The organism is Herbiconiux sp. VKM Ac-1786 (assembly GCF_015350805.1).
GTDB lineage: Bacteria > Actinomycetota > Actinomycetes > Actinomycetales > Microbacteriaceae > Herbiconiux.
Genome location: NZ_JADKSG010000002.1, coordinates 1,209,272 through 1,234,038 on the forward strand (window position 1 = coordinate 1,209,272; position 24,767 = coordinate 1,234,038).

At 71.8% G+C, this 24,767-nt stretch carries 26 protein-coding genes; 9 read left to right on the forward strand and 17 right to left on the reverse strand.

The genetic code is table 11. The annotated features are described in order from the left end of the window. The first annotated feature begins 18 nt into the window (after positions 1-18). The 6 genes from ITJ64_RS16665 to ITJ64_RS19020 all read left to right on the forward strand — a co-directional run bounded on the left by ITJ64_RS16665 (position 19) and on the right by ITJ64_RS19020 (position 3,070). Entirely contained in the window at positions 19-483 is a 465-nt protein-coding gene (locus tag ITJ64_RS16665; RefSeq protein WP_194681802.1) for a hypothetical protein, read from the forward strand. A 42-nt stretch (positions 484-525) separates the two neighbouring features. After that, the gene (locus ITJ64_RS16670; RefSeq protein WP_194681803.1) at positions 526-876 is read left to right on the forward strand and encodes a DUF6412 domain-containing protein; all 351 of its coding nucleotides are present in this window, start codon (positions 526-528) and stop codon (positions 874-876) included. 118 nt (positions 877-994) lie between these two features. Continuing rightward, a complete protein-coding gene (locus ITJ64_RS16675) occupies positions 995-1,897 on the forward strand; it encodes a membrane protein insertase YidC (protein ID WP_194681804.1) in 903 nt (300 codons plus the stop codon). A 40-nt stretch (positions 1,898-1,937) separates the two neighbouring features. Beyond that, complete coding sequence (locus ITJ64_RS19010; protein ID WP_370545236.1) at positions 1,938-2,129, forward strand: epoxide hydrolase N-terminal domain-containing protein; 192 nt, start codon at positions 1,938-1,940, stop codon at positions 2,127-2,129. 27 nt (positions 2,130-2,156) lie between these two features. Continuing rightward, on the forward strand, positions 2,157-2,750 hold the full coding sequence (locus tag ITJ64_RS19015) for an alpha/beta fold hydrolase (RefSeq protein ID WP_370545237.1): 594 nt from the start codon (positions 2,157-2,159) through the stop codon (positions 2,748-2,750). Next, a complete protein-coding gene (locus tag ITJ64_RS19020) occupies positions 2,690-3,070 on the forward strand; it encodes a hypothetical protein (protein ID WP_228508714.1) in 381 nt (126 codons plus the stop codon). Before ITJ64_RS19015 ends, ITJ64_RS19020 begins: the two co-directional genes overlap by 61 nt. Before the next feature lie 27 nt (positions 3,071-3,097). Here ITJ64_RS19020 and ITJ64_RS16685 read toward each other — a convergent pair whose 3' ends face one another. From ITJ64_RS16685 to ITJ64_RS19025, 5 genes are all read right to left on the reverse strand, one after another. Next, the gene (locus ITJ64_RS16685; protein ID WP_370545238.1) at positions 3,098-4,105 is read right to left on the reverse strand and encodes a coenzyme F420-0:L-glutamate ligase; all 1,008 of its coding nucleotides are present in this window, start codon (positions 4,103-4,105) and stop codon (positions 3,098-3,100) included. Then, complete coding sequence (locus ITJ64_RS16690) at positions 4,102-5,145, reverse strand: TIGR03557 family F420-dependent LLM class oxidoreductase (protein WP_194681805.1); 1,044 nt, start codon at positions 5,143-5,145, stop codon at positions 4,102-4,104. The genes ITJ64_RS16685 and ITJ64_RS16690 overlap by 4 nt, the downstream gene beginning before the upstream one ends. Continuing rightward, positions 5,145-5,636, reverse strand: coding sequence for a pantetheine-phosphate adenylyltransferase (gene coaD / locus ITJ64_RS16695; RefSeq protein ID WP_194681806.1), 492 nt, complete (start codon positions 5,634-5,636; stop codon positions 5,145-5,147). Before coaD ends, ITJ64_RS16690 begins: the two co-directional genes overlap by 1 nt. Before the next feature lie 141 nt (positions 5,637-5,777). Then, positions 5,778-6,521: a hypothetical protein gene (locus tag ITJ64_RS16700; RefSeq protein WP_194681807.1), complete on the reverse strand. Its 744-nt coding sequence runs from the start codon at positions 6,519-6,521 to the stop codon at positions 5,778-5,780. Positions 6,522-6,654: 133 nt separating this feature from the next. Next, entirely contained in the window at positions 6,655-9,342 is a 2,688-nt protein-coding gene (locus ITJ64_RS19025; protein WP_228508715.1) for an ATP-dependent DNA helicase RecG, read from the reverse strand. 50 nt (positions 9,343-9,392) lie between these two features. Here ITJ64_RS19025 and rsmD point away from each other — a divergent pair, with 50 nt between their 5' ends. Further along, positions 9,393-9,971: a 16S rRNA (guanine(966)-N(2))-methyltransferase RsmD gene (gene rsmD / locus ITJ64_RS16715; RefSeq protein ID WP_194681808.1), complete on the forward strand. Its 579-nt coding sequence runs from the start codon at positions 9,393-9,395 to the stop codon at positions 9,969-9,971. A 94-nt stretch (positions 9,972-10,065) separates the two neighbouring features. Here rsmD and ITJ64_RS16720 read toward each other — a convergent pair whose 3' ends face one another. Then, positions 10,066-11,220: a thiamine-phosphate kinase gene (locus ITJ64_RS16720; protein ID WP_194681809.1), complete on the reverse strand. Its 1,155-nt coding sequence runs from the start codon at positions 11,218-11,220 to the stop codon at positions 10,066-10,068. Between the two features lie 24 nt (positions 11,221-11,244). On the opposite strand from ITJ64_RS16720, the gene ITJ64_RS16725 reads away from it, so the two are divergent. After that, positions 11,245-11,814: a DUF3515 family protein gene (locus ITJ64_RS16725; protein ID WP_194681810.1), complete on the forward strand. Its 570-nt coding sequence runs from the start codon at positions 11,245-11,247 to the stop codon at positions 11,812-11,814. A 24-nt stretch (positions 11,815-11,838) separates the two neighbouring features. Here the strand turns inward: ITJ64_RS16725 and ITJ64_RS16730 are convergent, their stop codons facing one another. The 11 genes from ITJ64_RS16730 to ITJ64_RS19415 form a co-directional block, all read right to left on the reverse strand. Next, complete coding sequence (locus ITJ64_RS16730) at positions 11,839-12,786, reverse strand: hypothetical protein (protein WP_194681811.1); 948 nt, start codon at positions 12,784-12,786, stop codon at positions 11,839-11,841. Positions 12,787-12,847: 61 nt separating this feature from the next. After that, complete coding sequence (locus ITJ64_RS16735; RefSeq protein WP_194681812.1) at positions 12,848-13,951, reverse strand: D-alanine--D-alanine ligase family protein; 1,104 nt, start codon at positions 13,949-13,951, stop codon at positions 12,848-12,850. After that, the gene (locus tag ITJ64_RS16740; RefSeq protein ID WP_370545239.1) at positions 13,863-14,996 is read right to left on the reverse strand and encodes an NAD(P)H-dependent glycerol-3-phosphate dehydrogenase; all 1,134 of its coding nucleotides are present in this window, start codon (positions 14,994-14,996) and stop codon (positions 13,863-13,865) included. The genes ITJ64_RS16735 and ITJ64_RS16740 overlap by 89 nt, the downstream gene beginning before the upstream one ends. Further along, positions 14,993-15,781 (reverse strand): 1-acyl-sn-glycerol-3-phosphate acyltransferase, encoded by a 789-nt coding sequence (locus ITJ64_RS16745; protein ID WP_194681813.1) that lies wholly within the window; start codon positions 15,779-15,781, stop codon positions 14,993-14,995. The genes ITJ64_RS16740 and ITJ64_RS16745 overlap by 4 nt, the downstream gene beginning before the upstream one ends. Before the next feature lie 11 nt (positions 15,782-15,792). Next, entirely contained in the window at positions 15,793-17,163 is a 1,371-nt protein-coding gene (gene murA, locus ITJ64_RS16750; protein ID WP_179548835.1) for a UDP-N-acetylglucosamine 1-carboxyvinyltransferase, read from the reverse strand. A 23-nt stretch (positions 17,164-17,186) separates the two neighbouring features. Continuing rightward, positions 17,187-17,783, reverse strand: coding sequence for a 3-isopropylmalate dehydratase small subunit (gene leuD / locus ITJ64_RS16755; RefSeq protein ID WP_194681814.1), 597 nt, complete (start codon positions 17,781-17,783; stop codon positions 17,187-17,189). Positions 17,784-17,785: 2 nt separating this feature from the next. Next, positions 17,786-19,240 carry a 3-isopropylmalate dehydratase large subunit gene (gene leuC, locus ITJ64_RS16760; protein ID WP_194681815.1) on the reverse strand — a complete coding sequence of 485 codons (1,455 nt, stop codon included), beginning with the start codon at positions 19,238-19,240 and terminating at the stop codon, positions 17,786-17,788. 136 nt (positions 19,241-19,376) lie between these two features. After that, positions 19,377-20,402, reverse strand: coding sequence for a TerC family protein (locus tag ITJ64_RS16765; RefSeq protein WP_194681816.1), 1,026 nt, complete (start codon positions 20,400-20,402; stop codon positions 19,377-19,379). 160 nt (positions 20,403-20,562) lie between these two features. Beyond that, positions 20,563-21,153 (reverse strand): PadR family transcriptional regulator, encoded by a 591-nt coding sequence (locus ITJ64_RS16770; RefSeq protein ID WP_194681817.1) that lies wholly within the window; start codon positions 21,151-21,153, stop codon positions 20,563-20,565. Continuing rightward, positions 21,150-22,022, reverse strand: coding sequence for a DUF4097 family beta strand repeat-containing protein (locus ITJ64_RS16775; RefSeq protein ID WP_194681818.1), 873 nt, complete (start codon positions 22,020-22,022; stop codon positions 21,150-21,152). The genes ITJ64_RS16770 and ITJ64_RS16775 overlap by 4 nt, the downstream gene beginning before the upstream one ends. A 98-nt stretch (positions 22,023-22,120) precedes the next feature. Next, on the reverse strand, positions 22,121-22,849 hold the full coding sequence (locus ITJ64_RS19415) for a M23 family metallopeptidase (protein WP_194681819.1): 729 nt from the start codon (positions 22,847-22,849) through the stop codon (positions 22,121-22,123). A gap of 65 nt (positions 22,850-22,914) precedes the next feature. On the opposite strand from ITJ64_RS19415, the gene ITJ64_RS16785 reads away from it, so the two are divergent. Beyond that, a complete protein-coding gene (locus ITJ64_RS16785) occupies positions 22,915-24,696 on the forward strand; it encodes a glycoside hydrolase family 15 protein (RefSeq protein ID WP_194681820.1) in 1,782 nt (593 codons plus the stop codon). The last annotated feature ends 71 nt before the right edge of the window (positions 24,697-24,767 follow it).

Sequence of the window (24,767 nt, forward strand, 5' to 3'; positions counted from 1 at the left end):
TCGAGGGTTGTATACAACGTGAGCAGAACGTTTCTTGAGATCGAGGGCGAGCGCGGAGTCGTGTCGCGGTATCGCCGCCACCCCAACGGAAAGGGTTACGTCGCAGTCGGAGCGGAGGTCGACCCGTCGGCCTACGTCGACCCCACGAGCTATGTCGAGGCCGGCGCCAAGGTCGGGCCGAAGGCCTGGATCGGATCCGGCAGCTGGATCGAGCACGACGCGATCCTCGGCGCCGGAGTGTTCGTCGGCGCGAACGTGCACGTCGGACACTCGGCCGTGATCGGCCGGTCGTCCAAGATCGGCAGCCACTCCCGGATCGGCGAGAAGGCGGCCATCTCGGACGCCACGCTGATCGAGAACGACACCACGATCGCGCCCGGTGCCGTGCTGCGGCGCGGGGCGGGTTCCGGCTCCGGCTCGTCCGGCTCCGGCTCGTCCGGTTCCGGTGCCTCGGGCTCGTCGGACTACGTGCGGGCGGCGTGAGCCGATCGTCTCCCGCCGGCGGCTCGCGATAGGGTCGTAGCCATGACGGCCGACCGCACGCGCGCAGCAGTGCGCGCCCTGCTGCGCGTCGCCGCCGTCGCCTCCGGGCTCGGCCTCGTCTGGTTCGTCAGCTCGAGCGGCGCCCTCGACCCCGGTGCGGTGACGGCCCTCGCCCTCGCGGCGACGGCCCTCGCCGCGGGGTCGGTGGCCGCCGGGTCGGTCGGATCGGTGCTGCGGGCACTGGGGGCCGTGCTCGCGCGGTTCGTGCGCGCATCCGCCCGCCCGCGCCCCGCCGACGACGTCGACCTGCCGGTCGTCGTGGTGCAGAGCCGCCCCGACGCACCCGGACGCCCCCGCACGCGCGCACCCGGCCGCCTCCTCGCGGCCGCGTAGCGCAGCACCCCGCCCCTGACGGGCGGCCCGCCCCTCATCGGGCACCCCGCCCTGCCCGGGCGGGAGCGCGCTCCTTCGCGGCCATACGGTCCCCTATCCGTATCCCGCAAGGAGTCCCGTGAACATCTATGCCTTCGGCCCCGTCGCGGCCGCGCTCGACGCCGCCTCGACGGTGCTGCAGTTCCTCTCGTCCGTCCTCCAGCCGCTCGCCGGCGGAGCCTCGGCCGCCCTCGCGGTGGTCGCCCTCACCGTGCTCGTGCGGCTCGTGCTGATCCCCGTCGGCGTCTCGCAGGCCCGCGCCCAGCGCATGCGCACCCGCCTCGCCCCGCGCCTCGCCGAGTTGCAGCGCCGGCACCGCCGCGACCCGCAGCGGCTGCAGCGCGAGACGATGGCGCTCTACGCCGCCGAGAACGCCTCGCCGCTCGCCGGCTGCCTGCCCCTGCTGCTGCAGGCGCCCGTGCTCTCGCTGGTCTACGGACTGTTCATCCTGCCGACGATCAACGGGCACCCCAACGTGCTGCTCACAGAGTGGCTGCTCGGGGCGCCGCTCGGCACCTCCTTCGCGGCGGCGGTCGGCGCGGTCGTCTCGGGGCATCCGCTGCAGGCGTCGGCGGGGCTCGCGGTGCTGCCCGGGTCTCCGGATGCCCTGCCCGCACTCGTGGTCACCGGGGTCGTGCTGGTGCTGCTCGCCGCGGTGGCCCTCGTGTCGCGCCGGGTGACGCTGGCGCTCGCGCCGACGCCGGAGGCCGCGGCGGCACCGGGGTCGCGGGGGTCGTCGGCCCCGCAGTCGTCGATGTCGCAGCCGCGGGGCGCGCGGTCGGCCGGGGCGCTGCCGCCGGCGGCGCCGGACCTGCCGGCGGCGCTCGCGCCGGGCGGCTCGCTGCAGCGCGCGCTCTCGTGGCTTCCGCTGATGACCGTCGTGATCGCCGCCTTCGTGCCGCTCGCCGCGGCGCTCTACCTCCTCGTCACCACTACCTGGACGGTCGCCGAACGCGCGCTCCTGCACCGCCTCATCCGCTGACTAGCGAAATAGAGCTCACCGCAGCACGGTCTTCCCGCGGGTGGGCGACGACGCCCTGCTCGACCTGCAGGAACGGCTGCGGCGCTTCCGCCCCGTGCCCCAGCTCGGCGGTCCCGCGTTCGCCGGGGCCGAGCTGGTGGTCGAGCCCGCGCTCCTCAGGCGGCTCGTCGAGCACTGGCGCGACCGCTTCGACTGGCGCACCCAGGAGTCGCGGCTCACCGCACTGCCGTGACGGCAGACCGAGCGGGCGGCGGTTCCCGTGCGGGCGATCGTGGCCGAGGTGCCGGATGCTCCGGTCGTGCTCCTCCTGCACGGCTGGCCCGACTCCGTGCTGCGCTTCGAGCGGATCCTGCCGCTGCTCGACGACGTGACGGTCGTCGCGCCGGCGCTGCCCGGCTATCCGTTCGCGGCCGCCACGGATCCGGCCGGACTGCCGCCGACCGCGATGGCGGACGCCGTGGCCGCCGCGATGGCCGAGTTCGGCTTCGACCGCTACGTCGTCTCGGCCGGCGACGTCGGCTGCGACGTGACCGAGTCGCTGGCCGCCCGGCACCCGTCGGCCGTGTCGGCGCTCCACCTCACGGACGTGTCGCAGCGGCACTTCCTCGACTCCGGCCCCGGGCTGCTCGACGACCTCGACGACGAGGAGCGCGCTTACGTGGAGCACGGACGCCGCTGGCAGGCGGCCGAGGGCGGCTACATGCACGAGCAGTCCACCCGCCCGTGGACGCTCGCCGCCGCCCTCGGCGACTCCCCCCCGCCGGGCTCGCCGCGTGGATCGTCGAGAAGCTCGTGCGCTGGACCGACTCCGACGGCCGCCTCGAGAACGCCTTCACCCTCGACGAGGCACTGACCTGGGTGAGCGCCTACTGGTTCTCGGGCGCGATCGGCACCTCGTTCGCGGCCTACGCGGCGGACGACCCGAAGGACTGGCCGCGCATCCAGGCCCCCACCGTGTTCACGGTCTTCCCGCACGACCTCGTGAACGCGCCGCGCTGCTTCGCCGACCGCTTCTTCGCGGTGGCCGACTGGCGGCCACTTCGCGCGCGGCGGCCACTTCGCGGCGTGGGAGCGCCCCGCCGACTATGCCTGGGGCGTCCGCCGCGCCCTGCAGCTCGCGCAAGGCTGACCGGGGGCGGCTCCACGCACGCACCTCGGTCACCGGCCGCGTAGAGCGCCCGGCGGCCGGGATGCGTGCGCCTACCGCTCTCCGTCGCCGCGCAGCGCCAGCAGGGCGGCCTCGAGGCGGGCGATCGTGGCCGCCGCCTCCGCGCGGCCCTCCGCCAGGCCCTCGACGCGACCCTCGGCCCGACCTTCAGCGTGGCCTTCGGCCAGGCCCTCGGCGCGCCCGGCGGCGAAGCCCGCCAGGTGCCCCTCCGCGAGGCCCGCGGCGCGCCCCTCGGCGTGCCCCTCCGCGCGGCCCTCCGCGCGGCCTTCAGCGCGGCCTTCAGCGCGGCCCTCCGCGAGGGCCTCGTCGGTGCCGAGCCGGAACATGTCCGCCGGGCCCGTGCGCGAGAGTGCCCGCGCGGGCGTGTCGAGGGAGGCCGTCACGGCGTGGCCCGCTCCGCGCACGAGGGCCACGGGCATCCCGCTCGCCTTGCCTTTGACGAGGTCGCCGGCCGACGCCAGCTCGTCGGCCAGCGCGGCCTGCGTGACCGCGAGCTCGTGCCCGAAGGTGTCGCGCGAGCCGCGCAGGTCGTCGAGCACGTGCACTCCGGCCGCCCCGATGGCCTGGTCGATCTGGCCCTCGCGCCAGGCACGGCCGAGCGTGTCGGAGAGCACGACCCCGAGCTGCACGCCGAAGCGCGCCCGCAGCCCCGCGGCGAGCCCGCGCGCCGAGGCGTCGGGGTCGACGGGCAGCAGCAGCACGGTGCCCGTGGGCGTGTTGCTCGCATCCACCCCGGCGGCGGCCTGCACGATGCCCTGCCGGTTCTCGACGATGCGCGTCACCCCGCCCGGATGCGCCCGGCTCGCCACGACCCGCACCGTCTCGGCGGTGATCGCGTCCTCCCGGTCGTCGGCGGAGACGATGCGCCCCTCGGCCTTCGACACGATCTTCGACGTCACCACGAGGATGTCGCCGTCGGCCGGCACGAGCCCCGCCCCCTCCAGCGCGTCACCGATCAGCGCCACCAGGTCGTCGCCCTCGGCGATCTCGGGCAGGCCGTCGAACGCGACCACCCGCAGCTCCCTCGTCGCCACGGTCACCGCCTCAGCTTCGGCAGCACGTCGCGGGCGAAGACGTCGATCCACTCGCGCTGGTTGCGCCCCACGTTGTGGAGGTAGATGCGGTCGAAGCCGAGATCGGCGTAGCGCTGCAGGTGCGCGAGGTGCGTATCGGGATCGGCGGAGACGATCATCCGGCCCTCGAAATCGGCGGGCCGCACCATCTTCGCGATCTGCTCGAACTCGAACGGCGAGCGGATGTCGGCCTTCGGGAACCGCATGCCCCCGTTCGGCCACTCGGTCAGCGCGTTCGCCATTGCCTCCTCGTCGGTCTCGGCCCATGACAGGTGCAGCTGCAGGATGCGCGGCATCCGCGACGGGTCCTTGCCGGCCTCGCGGGCACCCTCGTCGAACCGCGCGAACAGGCCCGCGATCTTCTCCAGCGGCGCACCGACGGTGATCAGGCCGTCGGCGGTGCGGCCGGCGCGCTTCGCGGTGACCGGACCGGCGGTCGCGACGTAGATCGGCGGAGGGGTGGGCGGCATGGTCCAGAGCCGGGTCGACTCGAGCTTGAAGAAGGTGCCGGAGTGCTTGACGTCGCGGCCGGCCACCGAGGCGGTGAAGAGCTTGGAGATGACGTCGATCGCCTCGAACATGCGGTTGATGCGCTCCGGCGCCTCGGGCCAGTAGCCGCCGACGACGTGCTCGTCGAGGGCCTCGCCGGCGCCGATGCCGAGCCAGTGCCGGCCGGGGTACATCGCCTCGAGGGTGGCGGAGGCCTGTGCGACGACCGCCGGGTGGTAGCGGTAGCTGGGCGCGGTGACCCCGGGTCCGATGTCGCCGCGGGTGCGTTCGCCGAGCGCCGCGAGCACGTTCCAGACGAACGACGACTGGCCCTGACGGGGCACGTAGGGCTGGAAGTGGTCGGCCGCCATCGTGCCCTGGAAGCCGCGGCTCTCGGCGTGGGCGGCGTAGTCGATCGCGTCGCGCGGGTGGAACTGCTCGAGCTCGGCGGCGTACCCGACGGGCACCACACCGACGGGCACGACACCGGCCGGCGGCGCCCCGGGGCTCGGCACCATCAGTCGGCGGTGCGCTCGAGGAACCGCGCCACCACGGCCGGCACGTACGGCGCCACGTCCCCACCGAGCGCCGACACCTGCCGCACCAGCGAGCTCGACACGTGCGCGTGCGCCGGATCGGGCAGCAGGAAGATCGTCTCGACCCCCGCCAGGTCGCGGTTCACGATCGCCATCGGCGTCTCGTAGGCCACGTCGACCTGCGAGCGGATGCCCTTCACGATCGCCGTCGCCCCCACGTCGGTGCAGTAGTCGACGAGCAGCCCCATCGCCCACGAGGTCACGACCACGTTCGCGCCGACCAGTCCGCGCTCCTCGAGCGACTTCTCGATCAGCGACACCCGGTGCGCGATGGGGATCAGCGCCTGCTTGTCGGGGTTGTGCACCACCACCACGTGCACCTGGTCGAAGATCGACGCGGCACGCTCGATCACGTCGACATGCCCCAGCGTGATGGGGTCGAACGAACCGGGGACCACCGCGACACTGCTCATGCCGTCCAGGCTATCAAGCACGCATTTCGGCTTCGTTTCGCGCGCGGCGTCAGGCGCGGGCCTGGGCGGCTTCGGGGGGGGCGGGCAGACGGATGCGCGGCGGCGGCATCCCGAGGCCGCCGCCGCGCATCCGCTGATCTGTCAGACCTGCACGGCCCGGTGCGTCTCAGGCGCAGCGACCGACGACCCGACCGACGCGGACGGGGCCGAAGCGCGCGACGCCGTCGCCGCCACGAACCGCTCGCACAGCGCGATCGACTCGGCGAGCATCGCGTACAGCCGGTCGTCGGGCCGCGGCACACAGGCCGAACGCACCCCGTCGACCGCCATGGCGATGGTCGTGTGGGTCTGCCGCTCGGTGATCTCGGCGTGCCCCCAGCGCTGGTTGCGCTCGAGGAACCGCCGCGCCCAGCGCTCGGCCTCGGGCGCCGACGCCAGCGCCTCGGCGAAGGGGCCGTCGACCTCGACGGGGCCGGGGCTCAGGCGGTGCAGCGCGTCCTGGCAGACCAGGCCGCCGACGGCGAGCGCGTGCTGGCGATCCAGCGGCGCGTCGGGCAGGGCGGCGGTGACCGCCGTGATCGCGAGCACCAGCTCGAGTCGCGGGTCGTCGCTCGTCAGCCCGATCACCGAGGGGATGAGCCTCGCCAGCCGCCCCCGCCCCTCGTTCGAGCTCATGTCGTTGACGGCGCGCGCCATCTGCGCGAGCCCCGGATGCGTGCAGGCCGGATGATCGCTCCACTTCTCGCCCGCGAGGAACGACGCGAACTCCATGAAGCAGGCCCCCGAGCGGGGCGATCGATGCTTGCCGGCTGAGAGCACGGGCATGATGTCGGGGCGCAGCTGGGCGCCTCGGCCGGTGTGTCGGAACGACTTCGTGATGTGCATGGGCCACCTCGTCTCCAGTGGCTTCCACAATGCGCCTGCGCCCGCGATTTATCAATGGGCTTGCGGATGCTCGTCGCGCCGTTTTGCCGCCGCGTCGCCGCGCGCCGCCTTGTCGCGCGGCGTCGCCCGGGCCTCAGTTCTTGGCGAGGAACTCCCGCTCGCTCTCGCGCAGCCGCCGCTCGAGCGCGCCCCGGATCGCCGGATGCGCGGCGAGCTGCGGATCGGCGTCGACGATCTCGAAGGCGACGGCCCGTGCATCCTGGATCACGTCGGCGTCCTTCACCACGCGCAGCAGCCGGAGGGACGACCGCCCACCCGACTGGATGCTGCCGAGCACGTCGCCCTCGCGTCGCAGCTCGAGGTCGATCTCGGCGAGCTCGAAGCCGTCGAGCGTGGACGCGACGGCGTCGACCCGCTCGCGGGCGAGCGACTCGGCCTCGGCGGTGGTGACGAGCAGGCACAGGCCGGGCACGCCGCCCCGGCCGACGCGGCCGCGGAGCTGGTGCAGCTGGCTGACCCCGAAGCGATCGGCGTCGAGCACGACCATCGTGGAGGCGTTGGGCACGTCGACGCCGACCTCGATGACGGTCGTCGCGACGAGCACGTCGATCTCCTTCGCGGCGAAGGCGCGCATGATGGCGTCCTTCTCCTCGCTCGGCATGCGGCCGTGCAGCGACTCGATGCGGTAGCCGGCGAGCGCGGGCAGGGCTCGGAGGTGGGCGAGCGTCTCGACGACGGTGGACTTGGGTGGGCGCGGCGCCTCGCCGGCGCCCTGTGCGGTGGAGGTCTTGGCGGTTGCGGCTTTCGGGGTGGCGGCGGCCTTCGCGGTGGCAGCTTTCGCAGTGGCGGCGGTCTTGGTGGCGGCAGCAGCCGTCTTCGCGGCGGCGGCGGTCTTGGTGGCGGCGGCAGCCGTCTTCGCGGTGGTGGTCGTCGCGGATGCAGCTGCGCCCGTGGCGCCAGACCCCGCCCGACCAGCCGGCCCCGACGCCGCGGCCGCGGCCGCCCGCGCGGCCCGGCGGGCCCGCGCCTCCGCCAGGTCGTCCCGCACCCCGTCGAGCTCGCCACCCCGATCGCCGCCCCGATCGCCGCCGCGGTCGTCGTCGTTCTCGGGCGCGTCGGCCGGCTCCACCGGGTCGGCCGGGTCGATCGCCGGGCAGACGACGAACGCCTGCCGCCCCTGAGCGAGCTCCTCGGCGACCCGCGCCCAGATGCGTCCCGCCCAGCCCGGCTTCTCGGCGAGCGGCACGCTGAAGCTCTCGATGCCCTTGCGCCCGGCCGGCAGCTCGGTGATCGTCGAGACGTCGAGGTCGCCGAACACCGTCATCGCGACCGTGCGCGGGATCGGCGTCGCGGTCATCACCAGCACGTGCGGCGGAGTCGCGCCCTTCTGGCGCAGGGTGTCGCGCTGCTCGACCCCGAAGCGGTGCTGCTCGTCGACGACCACGAGACCGAGGTCGTAGAACTGCACGACGTCGCTCAGCAGCGCGTGCGTTCCGACGACGAGCTTGGCCTGCCCCGAGACCATGCGCAGCAGCGCCTTCTTGCGCTCGGCGGTGCTGAGCTGCCCGGTGTGCAGCGTGGGCACGAGCTCGGCCGCGAGGTCGGGGCCGAGCACCTTCACGATCGAGCGCAGATGCTGAGCGGCGAGCACCTCGGTGGGCGCCAGCATCGCCGACTGCCCGCCCGAGTCGGCGACGGCGAGCATCGCCCGCACCGCCACGAGCGTCTTGCCCGAACCGACCTCGCCCTGCAGCAGCCGCATCATCGGGATGTCGCCGCCCAGGTCGCGGGCGATCTCCGAGCCGACGAGCTGCTGGTCGGCGGTCAGCCGGAACGGCAGCGCCGCGTCGAAGCGCTCGAGGTACCCCCCGGGCTTCGGCCGGCGTGCCGCGGTCTTCTGCGCGTGCGCGGCCCGGCGCTGGCTGACGAGCGCCGTCTGCAGCACGAACGCCTCGTGGAAGCGCAGGGTCTCGCGCGCCCGCATGTAGTCGGCGTCCTTCTGGGGCCGGTGCATCAGCTCGTAGGCCCGCTGGGCTGTGAGCAGCCGGCGCTCCTCGCGCACGTGGTCGGGCACCGGGTCGGCGATCTGGCCCTTCACGGCGTCGAGCACGATGGCCACCGAGTTGGCGATCTGCCAGCTGGCGACGGATGCGGTGGCCGGGTAGATCGGGATCGGCATCTCCGCCCAGCGCTTGGCCTCGGCGTCGTCGAGCGCGCTCGGGTCGGCGAGCCCGTCCCCCAGCGCGTCGAGCGCGTCGGCGCCCAGCCCCCGCGCGTCGCCGAACAACTCGTAGTTCGGATGCGCGAGCTGCAGCGCCCCCCGGTAGTCCGACACCTTCCCGGCGAAGATGCCCCGCACCCCCGGGCGCAGCTCGCGGGCCCGCCAGGACTGGTTGAAGAAGGTGAGCGAGATGAAGCCCTGCCCGTCGCTGATCGACACCTCGAGCAGGCTGCCCCGCCGCGCCCGCATCGGCCGCTCCCGCACGTCGCGCACCTCGGCGACGATCGTGACGTTCTCGTCCAGCGGGAGCTTGTCGATGGCGGTCAGCTCGCCGCGCTTGGCGTAGCGCCGCGGGTAGTGGCTGAGCAGGTCTCCGACGGTGCGGATGCCGAACGCCTTCTCGAACGCGCTCGCCGTGCGCCCGCCCAGCACCCCCGATAGCTTCGCGTCGAGCGCATCCGCCCCCGGCGGCACAGCCACCGGCGCCACCGTCGTCTCGGGCGAGCCCGCCCCGCCACGCGCATCCGCCCCCGCCCCGCCAGGCGCGCCCGGACCGCCGGGCGCGCTCGGCCCACGCGTGCCGGAGGTGCTGCCGCTCATGCCAGAAGTCTAGGCGGCACGCCCGACACCGCCGCGATAGGGTGCAGGGCGTGACGCGCATCATCGCCGGATTCGCCGGCTCCCTCACCCTCGCCGTGCCCCGCTCGGGCACCCGCCCCACGAGCGACCGGGTGCGCGAGGCCATCTTCTCGGCCCTCGAGGCGCGCGGGGGGCTCGACGGCCTCACCGTGCTCGACCTCTACGCCGGCTCGGGCGCCCTCGCGCTCGAGGCCGTCAGCCGCGGGGCCGCCACGGCGCTCCTGGTCGAGAAGAACGCCGCGGCCGCCGCGATCGCGAAGAAGAACGCGGCCCGGGTGATCGCGGCCGCGGCTCCGGATGCCCGTCCCCGCGTCGAGGTCGTCACGCAGGCGGTGCTCCCCCGGCTGAGGGCGTCCGCCGCCGTGGCGGGCGCGGGCTACGACGTGGTGTTCCTCGACCCGCCCTACGATCTCACCGACGCGGAGCTCACCGAGACCCTCGCCGCGCTCGTGCCGCTCCTCGCGCCCGACGCCACGGTGCTCGTGGAGCGCAGCACCCGCTCCCCCGAGCCGGCCTGGCCCGCGGGCCTCGCCCTCGACCGCACCCGCGCCTACGGCGAGACCGCCCTCTGGTGGGCCACCCCCGCCTGACCCTTCCGACCGACGTCGGTACGGGAGGAGAATCAGCCCCATAGGCGCCTATACGGGCCATCGGCGCGATTCTCCTCCCGTACCGACGTGAGGGTCAGCCGGCGGCGCCGTTCCAGCCGTCGTACGGGTCCCAGCCGCCGAGGGCGTCGTAGGGGGTGTCGCCCACGAGCACGTCGGGCGCCGGGCTGCGGTCGAGCACGGTGCCGAGGCGGCGGAAGCCCTCCGGCAGCGCACCGGGCGGGAAGGTCGCCAGCAGGGCGTGGTCCTCGCCCCCGGCCAGCACGAAGGCCGCGGCCCGATCGCCCACCACGGGATCGAGCGCGACGAGCGCCCGCGCCTCGAGGTCGATCGCGGCGGGGTCGAACCGGATCGAGCATCCGCTGGCCACGGCGAGCCGCCGGGCGTCGAGCACCAGCCCGTCCGAGACGTCGAGCATCGCGGTCGCCCCGCCCAGCGCGGCCGGCACCCCCAGCGCGATCGGCACGATCGGTGCCAACTGCGCCGCCACGAGCACCGGATGCGCGTCCCGCACCTCCGCGGCCCGCTCCGCATCCGGCACCCCCCGCCCCCCGGCGCCGTCGCCCGCACCGTCGGCCGCCGCGTCATCCGGCGCACCGTCGGGCGCACCGTCGGGCGCGACCGCGTCGCGGAAGAGGAGCCACAGGCCCGCGCCCGCGCGCCCGAGGTCGCCCGCGACCGCGAGCTGGTCGCCCGGCCGCGCGCCCGAACGGGTGACCGGAGCCCGCCCCTCGAGGTCGCCGAACGCCGTCACCGCGATCATCAGCGCCGGCGAGGCCGACAGGTCGCCGCCCACGACGCCGCATCCGGGAGCCGCGACCGCGCACCCGTCGCGCAGCCCGTCGGCGATGCCGAGCAGCACGTCGACGGGGGTGTCGAGCGGCGCGGCGAGCGCCACCACGAGCGCCGTCGGCCGGGCCCCCATCGCGGCCACGTCGGCGAGGTTGGTCATGGCGGCCTTCACGCCGAGGTCGTGCGCGCTCGACCACGCCGAGCGGAAGTCGGGCCCGTGCACCATCAGGTCGGTCGTCACCGTGAAGCGCCCGTCGGGGGCGGCCACCACGGCGCTGTCGTCTCCCGGCCCGAGCAGCTCGGCGTCGGCGTGCGGCAGCCGCGGGAAGATGCGCTTCAGCGTCTCGCCCTCCCCCACCTCGGCGAGGGTCGGCCCGGCGGCGACGCCGAACCCGGTCTCAGGATGCTCGTTCGCAGGTAAACCGAAGTCGGAGGCCACGAGCCAACGGTAGCCTGAACACCGATGCCCCACGCCGCCCGAACCCCCGTCCTCCCCCGTCGGCGCCGCCCCGCCCCGCTCGCGATCACCGCCACCCCGGGCCGGCGCCGAGCCCTCGCGGTCGTCACCGCGGCCGCCGCCACGGCGACCCTGCTCACCGGTTGCGCCAGCACGGTCAGCCTCGAGGCCGCCCCCGACGCGACCGACCCGGCGTGCGCCGACGTGATCGTGCGGCTGCCCGACACCGTCGCGGGCGAGGAGAAGCGCACCACCGACGCGCAGGCGACCGGAGCGTGGGGCGACCCGGCATCCGTTCTGCTGCACTGCGGCGTGCCGCCCTACGGGCCGACCACCTTACCCTGCGGCAACGTCAACGGCGTCGACTGGATCGTCGACGACTCGAACGCCCCCACCTACGTCTTCACCACCTACGGCCGCACCCCCGCCGTCGAGGTCGTGCTCGACTACGACGTCGTCGGCGGCACCAGCGCGCTCGACGACCTGCGCACGGCGGTGCAGTCCATCCCGCAGGAGGCCCAGTGCCTCGACGCCGACGACGTGCTCAGCACCCCCACCGCGACCCCCGCCCCGTAGCGGGACGAAGCCGGGGCCGACCGCCTACGGTCGAGTGACTTCGTAGAAGTTCGTGACGAGCGTCGAGTGGTTGACGGACGGACGTGACACAGAGGATTTGATCTGGCGAAGCCCCCTCGCCGACACCTCGACATCGATCGCCGACGTGTCCACCGGGTCGCCGCTGGCAGTCAGCACGAAGATCGTCGAAACCGTCTGACCCGGCAGAATGCTGTCGACGACGCAGAAGAGCCCCTCATACGGCTCGCAATCGACACCGCGCGGCAGGAGTGGGATGCTCTCGACCGAGTAGCCCTTGAGCCCCAGGAAGACATCGGCATAATTGTTGGTCGATCCCGTGTTGGTGACGTCGATCCTCAGGAGGTATTTGTTGTCTGGGAGGGCTGACATCGCTCCCCGCGTCTGGACGAGGCCGGTGACCTCGGCGGGAATGCTCGTCGACCCTGTGCCCGGCATCGGAATGAGGTTCTTGTTCGGAGTCGCCTCGTACATCGCACCTCCACTCGATTCCATGCAATCGAAGTAGGCGAATTCCTGCTTAAGACCCGCACGGTCATAGACGTTGATGCCCATGACGAACTTTCCACGGTAGGACCAGATCTCGATCTGCCCGATGGATCGGCCGCCCCTCCTGTAGTACGTCCGAGATACTCGCTCGCCGGATTCCAAGGTGCTGGAGGTCGAGAAGTAATACGCGCCGTTCAGGAAGTCGAGCATGCCATCCGGGATGCGACCTTTGCTCCATCCGTACGCGCAGGCACCACCGGTCGCGCCCCAGGCGGCACCGGCGCCACCAGACCCCTCCACGTCCGGGCAGCTGACGCCGGCGGCTTTCGCGGCGGATGCGAGGCTGGGGCCGAGCACGCACCCGAGCGCGGATGCAGATCCCGCTGGAGCGACGAACAGTCCGGCGAGGACTGCAGCCGTAGCGATGAGGGAGGCGAAGGCGCGCCTGCGTGATGAAATCTTCATGGATCTCCTTGATGGTCGAAAGCCGCCCTGGTCAGGGCGACATCGACTATACGAGGATTTCTCAAAAAAAGGAATACTCCAGCGCCAGCGCGATCAGCTCGTCGATCAGCTCGGGGTAGCTCAGCCCCGACGCGATCCAGCACTTGGGGAACATCGAGATCGGCGTGAAGCCCGGCATCGTGTTGACCTCGTTCACCACGAAGCCGTCGGGCGTCAGGAAGAAGTCGACCCGGGCGAGCCCCGCCCCGTCGATGGCCGTGAAGGCACGCGCGGCGAGTTCCTGCATCTCGGACAGCTCGGCAGCGCTCAGCACGGCCGGGCAGACGAGGTCGACCCCGGGCGCGTCGAGGTACTTCGCGTCGAAGTCGTAGAACTCCCGCCCGGTCATCACGATCTCGCCCGCGAGCGACACCCGCGGCGCACCGCCGGCCCGCCCGCCGAGCACGCCGCACTCGACCTCGCGGCCGACGACGGCCGACTCGATCAGCACCCGCGAGTCCTCCCGCAGGGCGGTCTCGATGGCGGCCGACAGCTCCGAAGGCGACGACGAGCTGACCTTCGACACCCCCACCGACGACCCGGCCCGCGCGGGCTTGACGAACAGCGGCAACCCCAGCGACGAGGCCGCCGACAGCACAGACGACGAGGACGAGGCCCACTGGTGCGCCGTCACCGTCTGCCACGGCGCCACCGCGATCCCCGCGGCCTGCAGCACGGTCTTGGTGAAGTGCTTGTCCATGCCGAGCGCCGACGCGAGCACGCCCGACCCCACGTACGGCAGCCCGACGAGCTCGAGCAGCCCCTGCACCGTGCCGTCCTCGCCGAACGGCCCGTGCAGGATGGGGAACACCACGTCGACGTCGCCCAGCAGGTCGACCGTGCCGTCGGCCCGCTGCACCGAGAGCGCGCGCGAGGCGGTCGACGCGGGCCACAGGATGCGCGTGCCGTTGTCGGAGACGACGGGCAGCGCCGAGGGGTCGAGCCGGAACTTCGCGGGCTCGTCGTCCTCGAGCACGAACGCGCCCTCGGCCGTGATGCCCACCGGGATCACGTCGAAGCGCGAGCGGTCGATCGCCTCAAGCACCCCGCCGGCCGTGGCGCAGCTGATCGAGTGCTCGCTGGAGCGCCCGCCGAACAGCACCGCCACCGTGGTCTTGCTTGGCATCGAGTGTCCTTTCGCCCTGGGGGCCGCTGTCGTCATCGGTCGTCAGATGCGGCGCGATGTCCCGAGGATCGAGCGTACCGGCGAGCACCTGGCTCACCTGGCGGCAGATCGGCATGTCCACACCCTTGGCCTCGGCCAGGGTGAGCACGGGCGCCACCGAGGCGAGCCCCTCCGCCGTCTGCTGCATCGACTTCACCACGTCGGCGAAGCTGTAGCCCTGACCGAGCAGGCGCCCGGCCGTGTTATTGCGCGAGAGCGACGAGCCGCTCGTGGCGATCAGATCGCCGAGGCCCGCGAGCCCCGACAGGGTCTCCGGATGCCCGCCGTACGCCACGGCGAAGTCGGTCATCTCGACCAGCCCCCGCGTGATGATCGAGGCCTTGGTGTTCTCGCCGTAGCCGACGCCGTCGACGATGCCGATCGCCACCGCGATGAGGTTCTTCAGCACGCCACCGAACTCGGTGCCGATCACGTCGGTGTTGACGAAGGAGCGGAAGTAGCGGTTCGTCGCGACCATGGCGACCCGCTCGGCGGTCTCGAGGCTCGCCGAGGAGACGACGGCGGCCGTCGGCTGCTCCTTCGCGATCTCGAGGGCGAGGTTCGGCCCGGACGCCACGGCGATTCGGTCGGGATCGATCTCCAGCACGGATTCGAGCACCTCGCTCATCCGGAGGCCCGTGCCCTTCTCGACGCCCTTCATCAGACTCGTGATCGGGACGCCCTCGGGGATGAGCGACTTCAGCTCGACGAGGTTGCCCCGCAGCGACTGGCTGGGGATCGACACGAAGACGAACTGCGCGTCGGCCAGGGCACGACCGACGTCGGAGGTGGCCGTGATGGTCGGCGGGAGGTTGACGCCCGGGAGATAGTCGCTGTTGCGCTTGGCCTCGCGGATCTCCTTCGCGAGCTCGGGGCGGCGGGCCCAGACGGTGACGTCGGCGCCGCCGTCGGCGAGCACCTTCGAGAACGTCGTGCCCCAGCTGCCGGCGCCGAGCACGGTGACGCGCGGCCGCGGAGGCACCACGGCGCGGGAGGCGCGGCTCACTCGGAACCCTCCGGGCGGCCGTCGCGCAGGCGCCCGAACTCGCTCTGGTTGTGCGCCTTCGGGTTCCACCGCTCGGCCGGCGCGGTCTCGCCGCGCAGCTCCTCGAGCAGCCCGGTGATCGCCGTCATCAGCCGGTCGGTCGCCTCGGTGAGCGTCTTCTGGTCGAGCGCGTGCCCGCGCAGGTCGTCGAGGTCGACGGGCGGCCCGTAGGCCACCTTCACCGGCTTGCGCCCGAACAGCCGCAGCTTCTTCGAGTACCGCGGCATGATCGCCTGCACGCCCCAGTGGGCGGCGGGGATCAGCGGGATGCCGTGCTCCAGCGCGAGGCGCACGGCCCCGGTCTTGCCCCGCATGGGCCAGAGCCCGGGATCACGGGTGAGGGTTCCCTCGGGGTACACGATGACGCCCTTCCGGTGTTCGAGCAGCTCGGTGGCCGCCGAGATGGACGCGTTGCCCCGGCCTGGGCCGGAGCGCTCGACGGGGATCTGACCGATCGCACGCAGGAGCCCGCCGACGACGGGCACCGAGAACAGCGAGGCCTTCGCGAGGAACCGCGGGGCCCGCTTGAGCTTCCAGACCGCCCAGGCCACGACCACCGGGTCGAAGTTCGAGTAGTGGTTCGGGCTCAGCACGAACGGCCCCTCGGCCGGGAGGTTCTCGGTGCCGCGCTGGTCGAGCTTGACGGTCGCCGCGAGGGTGGGTGCCACCAGCGCCTCGACCACCCGGAAGGCCGGGGTCTTCTCGGAGCGTTCGCGGGCGTCGGTGCGAGCGGGGGCGTCGGCCATGCGGTCGAGTTCTACTCGGCGAAGTAGAAGTCGGCCCCGAGCTTCTCGAGCTTGCCCACGAAGTCGCCGTAGCCGCGGGCGATCAGGCCCACGTTGCTGACCGACGACTGGCCCTGGGCGACGAGCGCCGCGATCAGGTGGCTGAAGCCTCCGCGCAGGTCGGGCACCTCGAGCTCGGCACCGTGCAGCTGGGTCGGCCCGGTGATGACGGCGGCCTGCTCGAGGGCGCGGCGCGGCACGCGGCGGTTCGGGTCGGCCAGGCCGTCTTTGTGCACCTCGATGTTCGCGCCCATCTTGACCAGCGCATCCACGAAGCCGAAGCGGTTCTCGTACACGGTCTCGTGCACGATCGAGGTGCCCTGGGCCTGGGTGAGCGCCACGATCAGCGGCTGCTGCCAGTCGGTCATGAAGCCGGGGTGCACGTCGGTCTCGATCACGACGGGCTTCAGCTCGCCACCGGGGTGGTAGAAGCGGATGCCCTCCTCCTCGATGTCGAACGCGCCGCCGATCTTGCGGAAGACGTTGAGGAAGGTCATCATCTCGGACTGCTTGGCGCCCGTCGTGAAGATGGAGCCGCCGGTCGCGAGCGCGGCGGAGGCCCAGGAGGCGGCCTCGTTGCGGTCGAACAGGGCGCGGTGGTTGAAGCCCGAGAGCGAGTCGACGCCCTCGATGAAGATGGTGCGATTGGGCTCGACCGAGATGATCGCGCCCATCTTCTGCAGCACGGCGATGAGATCCATGATCTCGGGCTCGATGGCCGCGTTCTTCAACTCGGTGGTGCCCTTGGCGCGCACGCCGGTGAGCAGCACCTGCTCGGTGGCGCCGACGCTCGGGTAGGGCAGCTCGATGTTCGCGCCGCGCAGGCCGTTGGGGGCCGTGATGTTGATGCCCGAGGGCAGCTTGTCGACGACGGCGCCGAACGCGCGCAGGGCGTCGAGGTGGAAGTCGATCGGCCGGTCGCCGATGCGGCAGCCGCCGAGGTCGGGGATGAACGCGTGACCCAGGCGGTGCAGCAGCGGGCCGCAGAACAGGATCGGGATGCGGCTCGAGCCCGAGAGGGCGTCGATCTCGGCGCTCGTGGCGGTGGCCACGTTCGTCGGGTCGAGCTGCAGCACGCCGGTCGCGGCCGAGCCGGTGATCTTCACGCCGTGGATCTCGAGCAGGCTCGACACCACGTGCACGTCGCTGATGTCGGGGACGTCGCGGAGCGTGGAGGTGGTGTCACCCAGCAGCGACGCCACCATCGCCTTGGTGACGAGGTTCTTCGCCCCTCGGACGTCGATGGTGCCGCGGAGCGGCCGACCGCCGTTGATGACGATCGTGTCGGACAGCAGTCCGACCCGCTCGGCCGCCTTGCGACCATCCTGTACGAGAGAGTTCACGTGAATCACCTGACTGCTTGAAGCTACTTGACCGGGAGTGTTCGAGGTCTCCAACTCTCCCGACGGCTCTCGAATTCCGTGATCGCCTCTTCGTCGCGAAGCGTCAGCCCGATGTCGTCAAGACCCTCGAGAAGCCTCCACCGAGTGTAATCGTCGATCGAGAAGCTGACTGTGAGGTCGCCGATGGCGGCGGTTCGCGCGATCAGGTCGACCGTGATCTCGACCCCGGGCTGCGCCTCGATGGCGGCCCAGAGCCGCTCGATGTCGGCCTCGTCGACCTGCCCGGTGAGCAGGCCCTGCTTGCCCGAGTTGCCGCGGAAGATGTCGCCGAAGCGCGAGGAGAGCACGGCGGTGAAACCGTAGTCGCGGAGCGCCCAGACGGCGTGCTCACGGCTGGAGCCGGTGCCGAAGTCGGGCCCGGCCACCAGCACGCGCGGGTTCTGGTAGGCGGGCTGGTTCAGCACGAACTCGGGGTCGTTCCGCCAGCCGGCGAACAGCGCGTCCTCGAAGCCTGTCTTGGTGACGCGCTTGAGGTAGACGGCCGGGATGATCTGGTCGGTGTCGACGTTGCCGCGCTTCAGCGGCACGGCCACACCGGTCAGGATGTCGATCTTCTCCATGGTCAGACCTCCACGGTCTCGCGAGCGGCGGGTTCTGAGAGGTCGGAGACGCTCGAGAGCGTGCCCCGGATGGCGGTGGCCGCGGCCACCAGCGGCGACACCAGGTGCGTGCGCCCGCCCTTGCCCTGCCGGCCCTCGAAGTTGCGGTTGGAGGTGCTGGCGCAGCGCTCCCCCGGAGCCAGCTGGTCGGGGTTCATGCCGAGGCACATGGAGCAGCCCGCGAAGCGCCACTCGGCGCCGAACTCCTCGACGATCTTGTCGATGCCCTCGGCCTCGGCCTCGATGCGCACGCGCGCACTGCCCGGCACCACCATGACGCGCACGCCATCGGCCTTCTTCTGACCCTGGATCACCGAGGCGAAGGCCCGCAGGTCTTCGATGCGGCTGTTGGTGCACGAGCCCATGAACACGGCGTCGACGCGCACCTCCTTCAGCGGGGTGCCCGCCTCGAGGTCCATGTACTCCAGGGCCCGCTCGGCGCTGGCGCGCTCGTTCGGGTCGATGATCGTCGACGGGTCGGGCACGCGCTCGTTCAGCGAGACGCCCTGGCCGGGGTTCGTGCCCCAGGTGACGAACGGCTCGAGCTGGTCGGCGTCGAGGAACACCTCGGCGTCGAACACGGCGTCGTCGTCGGTCTGCAGGGTGCGCCAGTACTCGACCGCGGCGTCCCAGTCCTCGCCCTCGGGGGCGTGCGGGCGGCCCTTCAAATAGGCGAACGTCGTCTCGTCGGGCGCGACCATGCCGGCGCGGGCGCCCGCCTCGATCGACATGTTGCAGATCGTCATCCGCCCGTCCATCGACAGGCTCCGGATGGCCGAGCCGCGGTATTCCAGGACGTACCCCTGCCCACCGCCCGTTCCGATCTTCGCGATGACGGCGAGGATGATGTCCTTCGCGGTCACCCCTGGACGGAGCGTCCCCTCCACCGTGATGGCCATCGTCTTGAACGGCTTCAGCGGCAGCGTCTGGGTGGCGAGCACGTGCTCGACCTCGCTGGTGCCGATGCCGAACGCCATGGCGCCGAAGGCTCCGTGGGTGCTGGTGTGGCTGTCGCCGCAGACCACCGTGATGCCGGGCATGGTCAGGCCGAGCTGCGGGCCGACGACGTGCACGATGCCCTGCTCGACGTCGCCGAGCGAGTGCAGGCGCACGCCGAACTCCTGCGCGTTCCGGCGCAGCGTGTCGATCTGGGTGCGGCTCGTCAGGTCGGCGATCGGCTTGTCGATCGCCAGCGTCGGGGTGTTGTGATCTTCGGTGGCGATCGTCAGATCGGGGCGGCGCACCGGGCGGCCCTCGGCGCGCAGGCCGTCGAAGGCCTGCGGGCTCGTCACCTCGTGCACCAGGTGCAGGTCGATGTAGAGCAGGTCGGGGCTGCCGTTCTCGCCCTTGGCGACGAGGTGGTCGTCCCAGACCTTCTCAGCCAAGGTGCGCGGGCGGACGGTGGGTTCGGGGCTCATTGCGTGTCCTTCTGAAGTAGGGGGTCAGCCATCGACAGACTCCGCGACGAGGGAGGCCTGGAACTAGGACTCGTCGCGGCAGCTAAGAAGGAGCAGACCGAACAGCACGCGACGATCGTACCACCCGCCCCCGCCGTCAGCGGGTGGGGTCGGACTCGGGGTCGGCGGCGGCCTTCAGCTCCTCCTTGACCGGCACGCCGCGGCGGCGCATCACGATCAGGGAGGCGATCGTGGCGACCGCCATCGAGGCGATGATGACCGCGAGAGAGGTCCAGGTGTCGATCTCGGGGATCCACTCGATCGGCTCGCCGCCGTTGATGAAGAACACCTCGTTGGCGTGCAGCGCATGGAAGACGAGCTTCACACCGATGAAGGCGAGGATGAACGCGATGCCGTACTTGAGGTAGATGAGCCGGTCGAGCAGCCCGCCGAGCAGGAAGTACAGCTGGCGCAGGCCCATCAGCGCGAACACGTTGGCGGTGAAGACGATGAACGGGCTCTGCGTGATGCCGAAGATGGCCGGGATCGAGTCGAGCGCGAACAGCAGGTCGGTGGAGCCGAGCGCGATGAACACGATCAGCATCGGGGTGAAGACCTTCTTGCCGTCGATCACCGTGCGCACCTTGGCGCCGTCGAAGTCGGGGGCGATGCTCATGCGCTTGCGGAGGAAGGTGACGAGGCCGTTCTCGCCGTCGCCCTCGTCCTCCTTGCCGAAGGCCTGGCGGAAGGCGGTGACCAGCAGGAAGGCGCCGAAGATGTAGAAGATCCAGCTCAGCGACTCGATCAGCTGCGCGCCGATCAGGATGAAGATGCCGCGGAGCACCAGCGCGATGATGATGCCCACCATCAGCGCTTCCTGCTGGTACTTCCGGGGCACGTTGAAGCGCGCCATGATGATCACGAAGACGAACAGGTTGTCGATCGACAGGCTGTACTCCGTCAGCCAGCCGGCCAGGAACTGGCCCGCCGGCTCCCCGCCCGCGAACACCAGCATCAGCGCCGCGAAGACCAGCGCGAGCGCCACGTAGAACACGACCCAGAGGGTCGCCTCCTTGAACGAGGGCACGTGCGGACGCTTGAACGCGATCAGCAGATCGGCGGCGAGGATCAGCACGAGCACCACGAGCGAGGTGATCTCGAAGGCGATGGGGAGTTCTAGCACGGGGGCCTTTCGACAGCGGCGCCCTCTTCAGGGCAGCACGATGACCGAAAGTCTCTCCCGTGCAGGCTGCCGTGGCAACCGCACCGCTCCCCCGGGCACACGTCGGAGTGGGCCGTGATGACGATGACAGCGAGGTGGGATACTCCCCTTCCCTGCAATGCTACTGCCGGCGGCCGAGCTCCTCGCGCACCTCGAGCCGCACCTCGGCGAGCCGCTCGCGCAGCCGTCCGATCAGCGCCGGGTCGATGCCCTTGGCCGAGGCCTTCCGGAGGTCGGTGCGCAGCTGCTGACGGAACTCCGTCAGCGCCACGTCGGCGTCGCGGAGCGCCTCGGCCGACTCGGCCCGGGAGCCCGCGGGCGGCGTGCGCGCCTCCCGCTTGGCCGAGGCGAGCTCGGCCTTCAGGCTCTTCATCGCCTGATCGACACCCGTGCGCACCTCGTCGGCGAGCCGGCGCACCGAGTCCGAGAGGTCGGACTCGATGTCGGCGAGCTCGCCGCGCCGGCTCTCGAGCTCGGCCCGGCCGGCGTCGGTGATGGAGTAGACGGTCTTGCGGCCGTCGGCGGTCTTGGTGACGAGCCCCTCGTCCTCGAGCTTCGCCAGCCGCGGGTAGATCGTGCCGGCGCTCGGGCTGTAGGTGCCGCCGAAGCGGTCGGCGAGCGCCTGGATGAGCTCGTAGCCGTGCTTCGGCGACTCCTCGAGCAGGTTCAGCAGGTAGAGCCGCAGGTGGCCGTGGCCGAAGACGGGGGTCACAGCGAGGCCCCGGCGTCCGAGGCGCTGTCAGAAGGGGCGGATGCGCGAGCCGAGCCCTCGGCGGAGTCCGCCGCCCCGCGGTACAGCACCGTGATGTCGCCCGAGACCGAGTTCGCCCGGAACTCCGTCCAGCTGCCGTCGAGCTCACCGGTCTGGCCGTTGTAGCCGCCACCGCGCAGCCCCTTGATCGTGTTCGGCCCCAGCTGGAGCGTGCCGGCGACGGAGTTCACGTTGTAGCGCGCGGCGGTCGACGCGTCCAGGCGCACGGTGAGGTCGCCCGAGACGGTGTTGTTCTCGATCGCCGAGGGCACGCCGGTGGAGTCGACGAACACCTCGCCCGAGACGCCCTCGGCCGAGAAGCGGCGGATCTCCCCCGCCGCCGCGATGTCTCCCGAGACGGTGTGGGCACTGACGAGACCGACGTGGTCGCGGATCGAGATCTCGCCCGAGACCGTGTTGACGTCGAGGTCGCCGCGCACCGCGTCGATGACGACGTCGCCCGTGACCGTGCTGACCCGCGCATCCGTCACCAGACCCGAGATGAGCGCCGAGGCCGAGATGACCCCGAACTTCAGCGCCGCGTCGCGCGGCACCATGATGCTGATGTCGGCCTTGGCGTTGCCGCGCCACGACTTGAAGACCTCGACGAAGTTGTCCCAGCGCAGCTGCGGGTGGTCGATCTCGAGGCGGTCGCCGTCGATGGAGACCTTGAGGTCTTTGCCCGAGACGGAGTGCACCTCGATGCGGGCCCCCGGCTCGTCGTGGCCGATGATGTCGACCTGGCCGCCGATCAGGCCCACCTTGAGCGAGCGCACCAGCTCGATGTCGATGACTTTCGGACCGGTGACGATCCACTTCTCCAAGACCACGATGTTCTCCTGCCTCGCGCTGTATCGCGTGTTCGGAGATCAAGCTATATCTCGATCAGGCGCCGGTCAAGATATATCGCGACTTCGTCAGCCTGCGCTCAGGCGGCGCCGTGCTCGGTGAGGAACGGCATCGGGTCGTAGCGCACCCCATCGGCCCCGTACAGCTCGAAGTGGCAGTGCTCGGTGGTGGCGTTGCCGGTGCGACCGGTGAGCCCGATCACCTGGCCGGCCGCGACCGTGTCCCCCACCCCGACGGTGAGCGAGGAGTCCTGGAAGTGCATGTACATGCTGCACACGGCGACCCCGGCCACCTTGTGCGCGATCGACAGGTAGACCCCGCCGGTGCCGCCGTTGCCCGAGGCGGCGATCACGACCCCGTCGGCGATCGCGTGCACCGGCACCCCGGGGTCGTTCAGCATGTCGACGCCCTTGTGGAAGCCCTCGGCGCGCGGGCCGAACAGGTCGGACATGCGGTAGCCGTCGGGGTAGACCGACGAGAACGCCGCCGACTCCGCCGTCGAGTCGGCACCGGCCTGGCACTGCGCTCCCCCGTAGCCGCCCTGGTTCGACGAGACCGCGGCGGGTTTCGGGGTCGGGGTGGGCGTCGGGGTGAAGGTGTGCACGACGTACCCGTCCCGGGCGACGGATGCCCCGGCCCCCTCGTTCTCGGAGGAGAAGCTCTGGGCGGCCCCCGCCTCGATCGAGAACTGCTGGGGGTCGAAACTGCCCGCCGAGGTGAGGGAGGCGGCGGGGACGCTCGTGGCGACCGCCACGCCGACCACGAAGGTCATGGCGAGCACTCCGAGCAGCTGACCCTGGTACTTCACCGGGCCTATTGTCCTTGGCGGCCGCGGCGAGCACAACCGGGGGCGCGACAGGGCAGAATCGGCACATGGCTCTACCCATCGAGGACTACGCGATGATCGGCGACTGCCACACGGCGGCCCTGGTCGGCCGCACCGGCAGCATCGACTGGCTCTGTCTCCCCCGTTTCGACTCGCCCTCCACCTTCGGCGCGCTGCTCGGCACCGAGGAGCACGGGCGGTGGCTGCTGGGTCCGACGGATGCGCGGTCGACGTCCACGCGCCGCTACCTCGACGGCACCTTCCTCCTCGTCACCCGCTGGAACACCCCCGACGGCATCGTCGAGGTCACCGACCTGATGCCGCACGGCGACCGCCGCGCCGACGTGATCCGGCGCATCCGGGGCGTCTCGGGCCGGGTCGAGCTCCGGCAGGAGCTCGCCATCCGCTTCGACTACGCCGACGCGATGCCGTGGATGCGCCAGGCCCCCGAGTACGGCGGCAACGCGGTGATCGGCATCGCCGGGCCGGACGCGGTGATCGTGCGCGGCCCCGCCCTGCACGCCACGAACCACTACCACGAGTCGATCTTCACGGTCGCGGCCGGCGAGACCGTCGACATCGTGCTCACCTGGTACCCCTCGCACCGCCCGGCCCCCGGCCCGCTCGACGTCGACGAGCAGATCGAGGACACCACGGCCTGGTGGCGGGAGTGGGCCTCGCGCAGCGAGCCGCCCGCGCTCTACGGCGCCGAGGTCGAGCGCTCGCTGCTCGTGCTGCGCGCCCTGACGCACGAGGACACGGGCGGCATCGTCGCGGCGGCCACCACGAGCCTGCCCGAGGAGTTCGGCGGCTCGCGCAACTGGGACTACCGCTATACCTGGATCCGCGACGCCTCGCTCACCCTCTCGGCGCTGATGCTCTACGGCTACGAGGACGAGGCCGGGCACTGGCGGCACTGGCTGCTGCGCGCGATCGCCGGCGACCCTGCCGACATCCAGATCATGTACGGCCTCTCCGGCGAGCGCCGGCTGCCCGAGAGCGAGCTCACGAGCCTGCCCGGGTACAACGGCTCGGCCCCCGTGCGGGTCGGCAACGGCGCCTCCGACCAGTACCAGGGCGACATCTTCGGCGAGCTGATGATCGCGCTCCGTGAGGCCAGGCGCATCGGCGTCGACGAGGACCAGTACTCCTGGCCGCTGCAGCGCTCGCTGCTGGGGTTCCTCGAGGAGACCTGGCAGCGTCCCGACAACGGCATCTGGGAGATCCGGGGGCCGCAGGTGGCCTTCACGCACTCGCGCGCGATGATCTGGGCCGCCTTCGCCTGCGGCGTCGAGGCGGTCGAGACCTACGGCCTCGACGGGCCGGTGGAGCGGTGGAGGGAGCTCCGCGACACCATCCGGCACGAGATCGAGACCGAGGGCTACGACCCGGTGCGCAACACCTTCCGCCAGCACTACGGCACGAGCGAGGTCGACGCCTCCCTGCTGCTGCTGTCGCAGATCGGCTTCGTCTCGGCCGACGACCCGCGGATGCTCGGCACCGTCGCCGCGATCGAGGAGGACCTCCTGCGTGACGGTCTGCTGCTCAGGTACCGCACCGAATCGGGGGTGGACGGACTGCCGGGCGGCGAGCATCCGTTCCTCGCGTGCTCGTTCTGGCTCGTGCAGCAGTACGCGCACTCGGATCGGCTCGACGACGCCATCGCGCTGATGGACCGCCTCGTCGGCCTCTGCAACGACGTCGGACTACTCTCGGAGGAGTACGACGTGGAGGGGCACCGGCAGGTCGGCAACACCCCGCAGGCCTTCTCGCACCTCGCCCTGGTGCGCTCGGCCGACGCGATCGCCCGCGCCACCGCCGTGCGCTAGGCCCCGCGACACCGCCGTGCGTTAGGGCACTGTTCACCGCGGCGCCACCGCGGGCCCCGGGGCCACGGGCG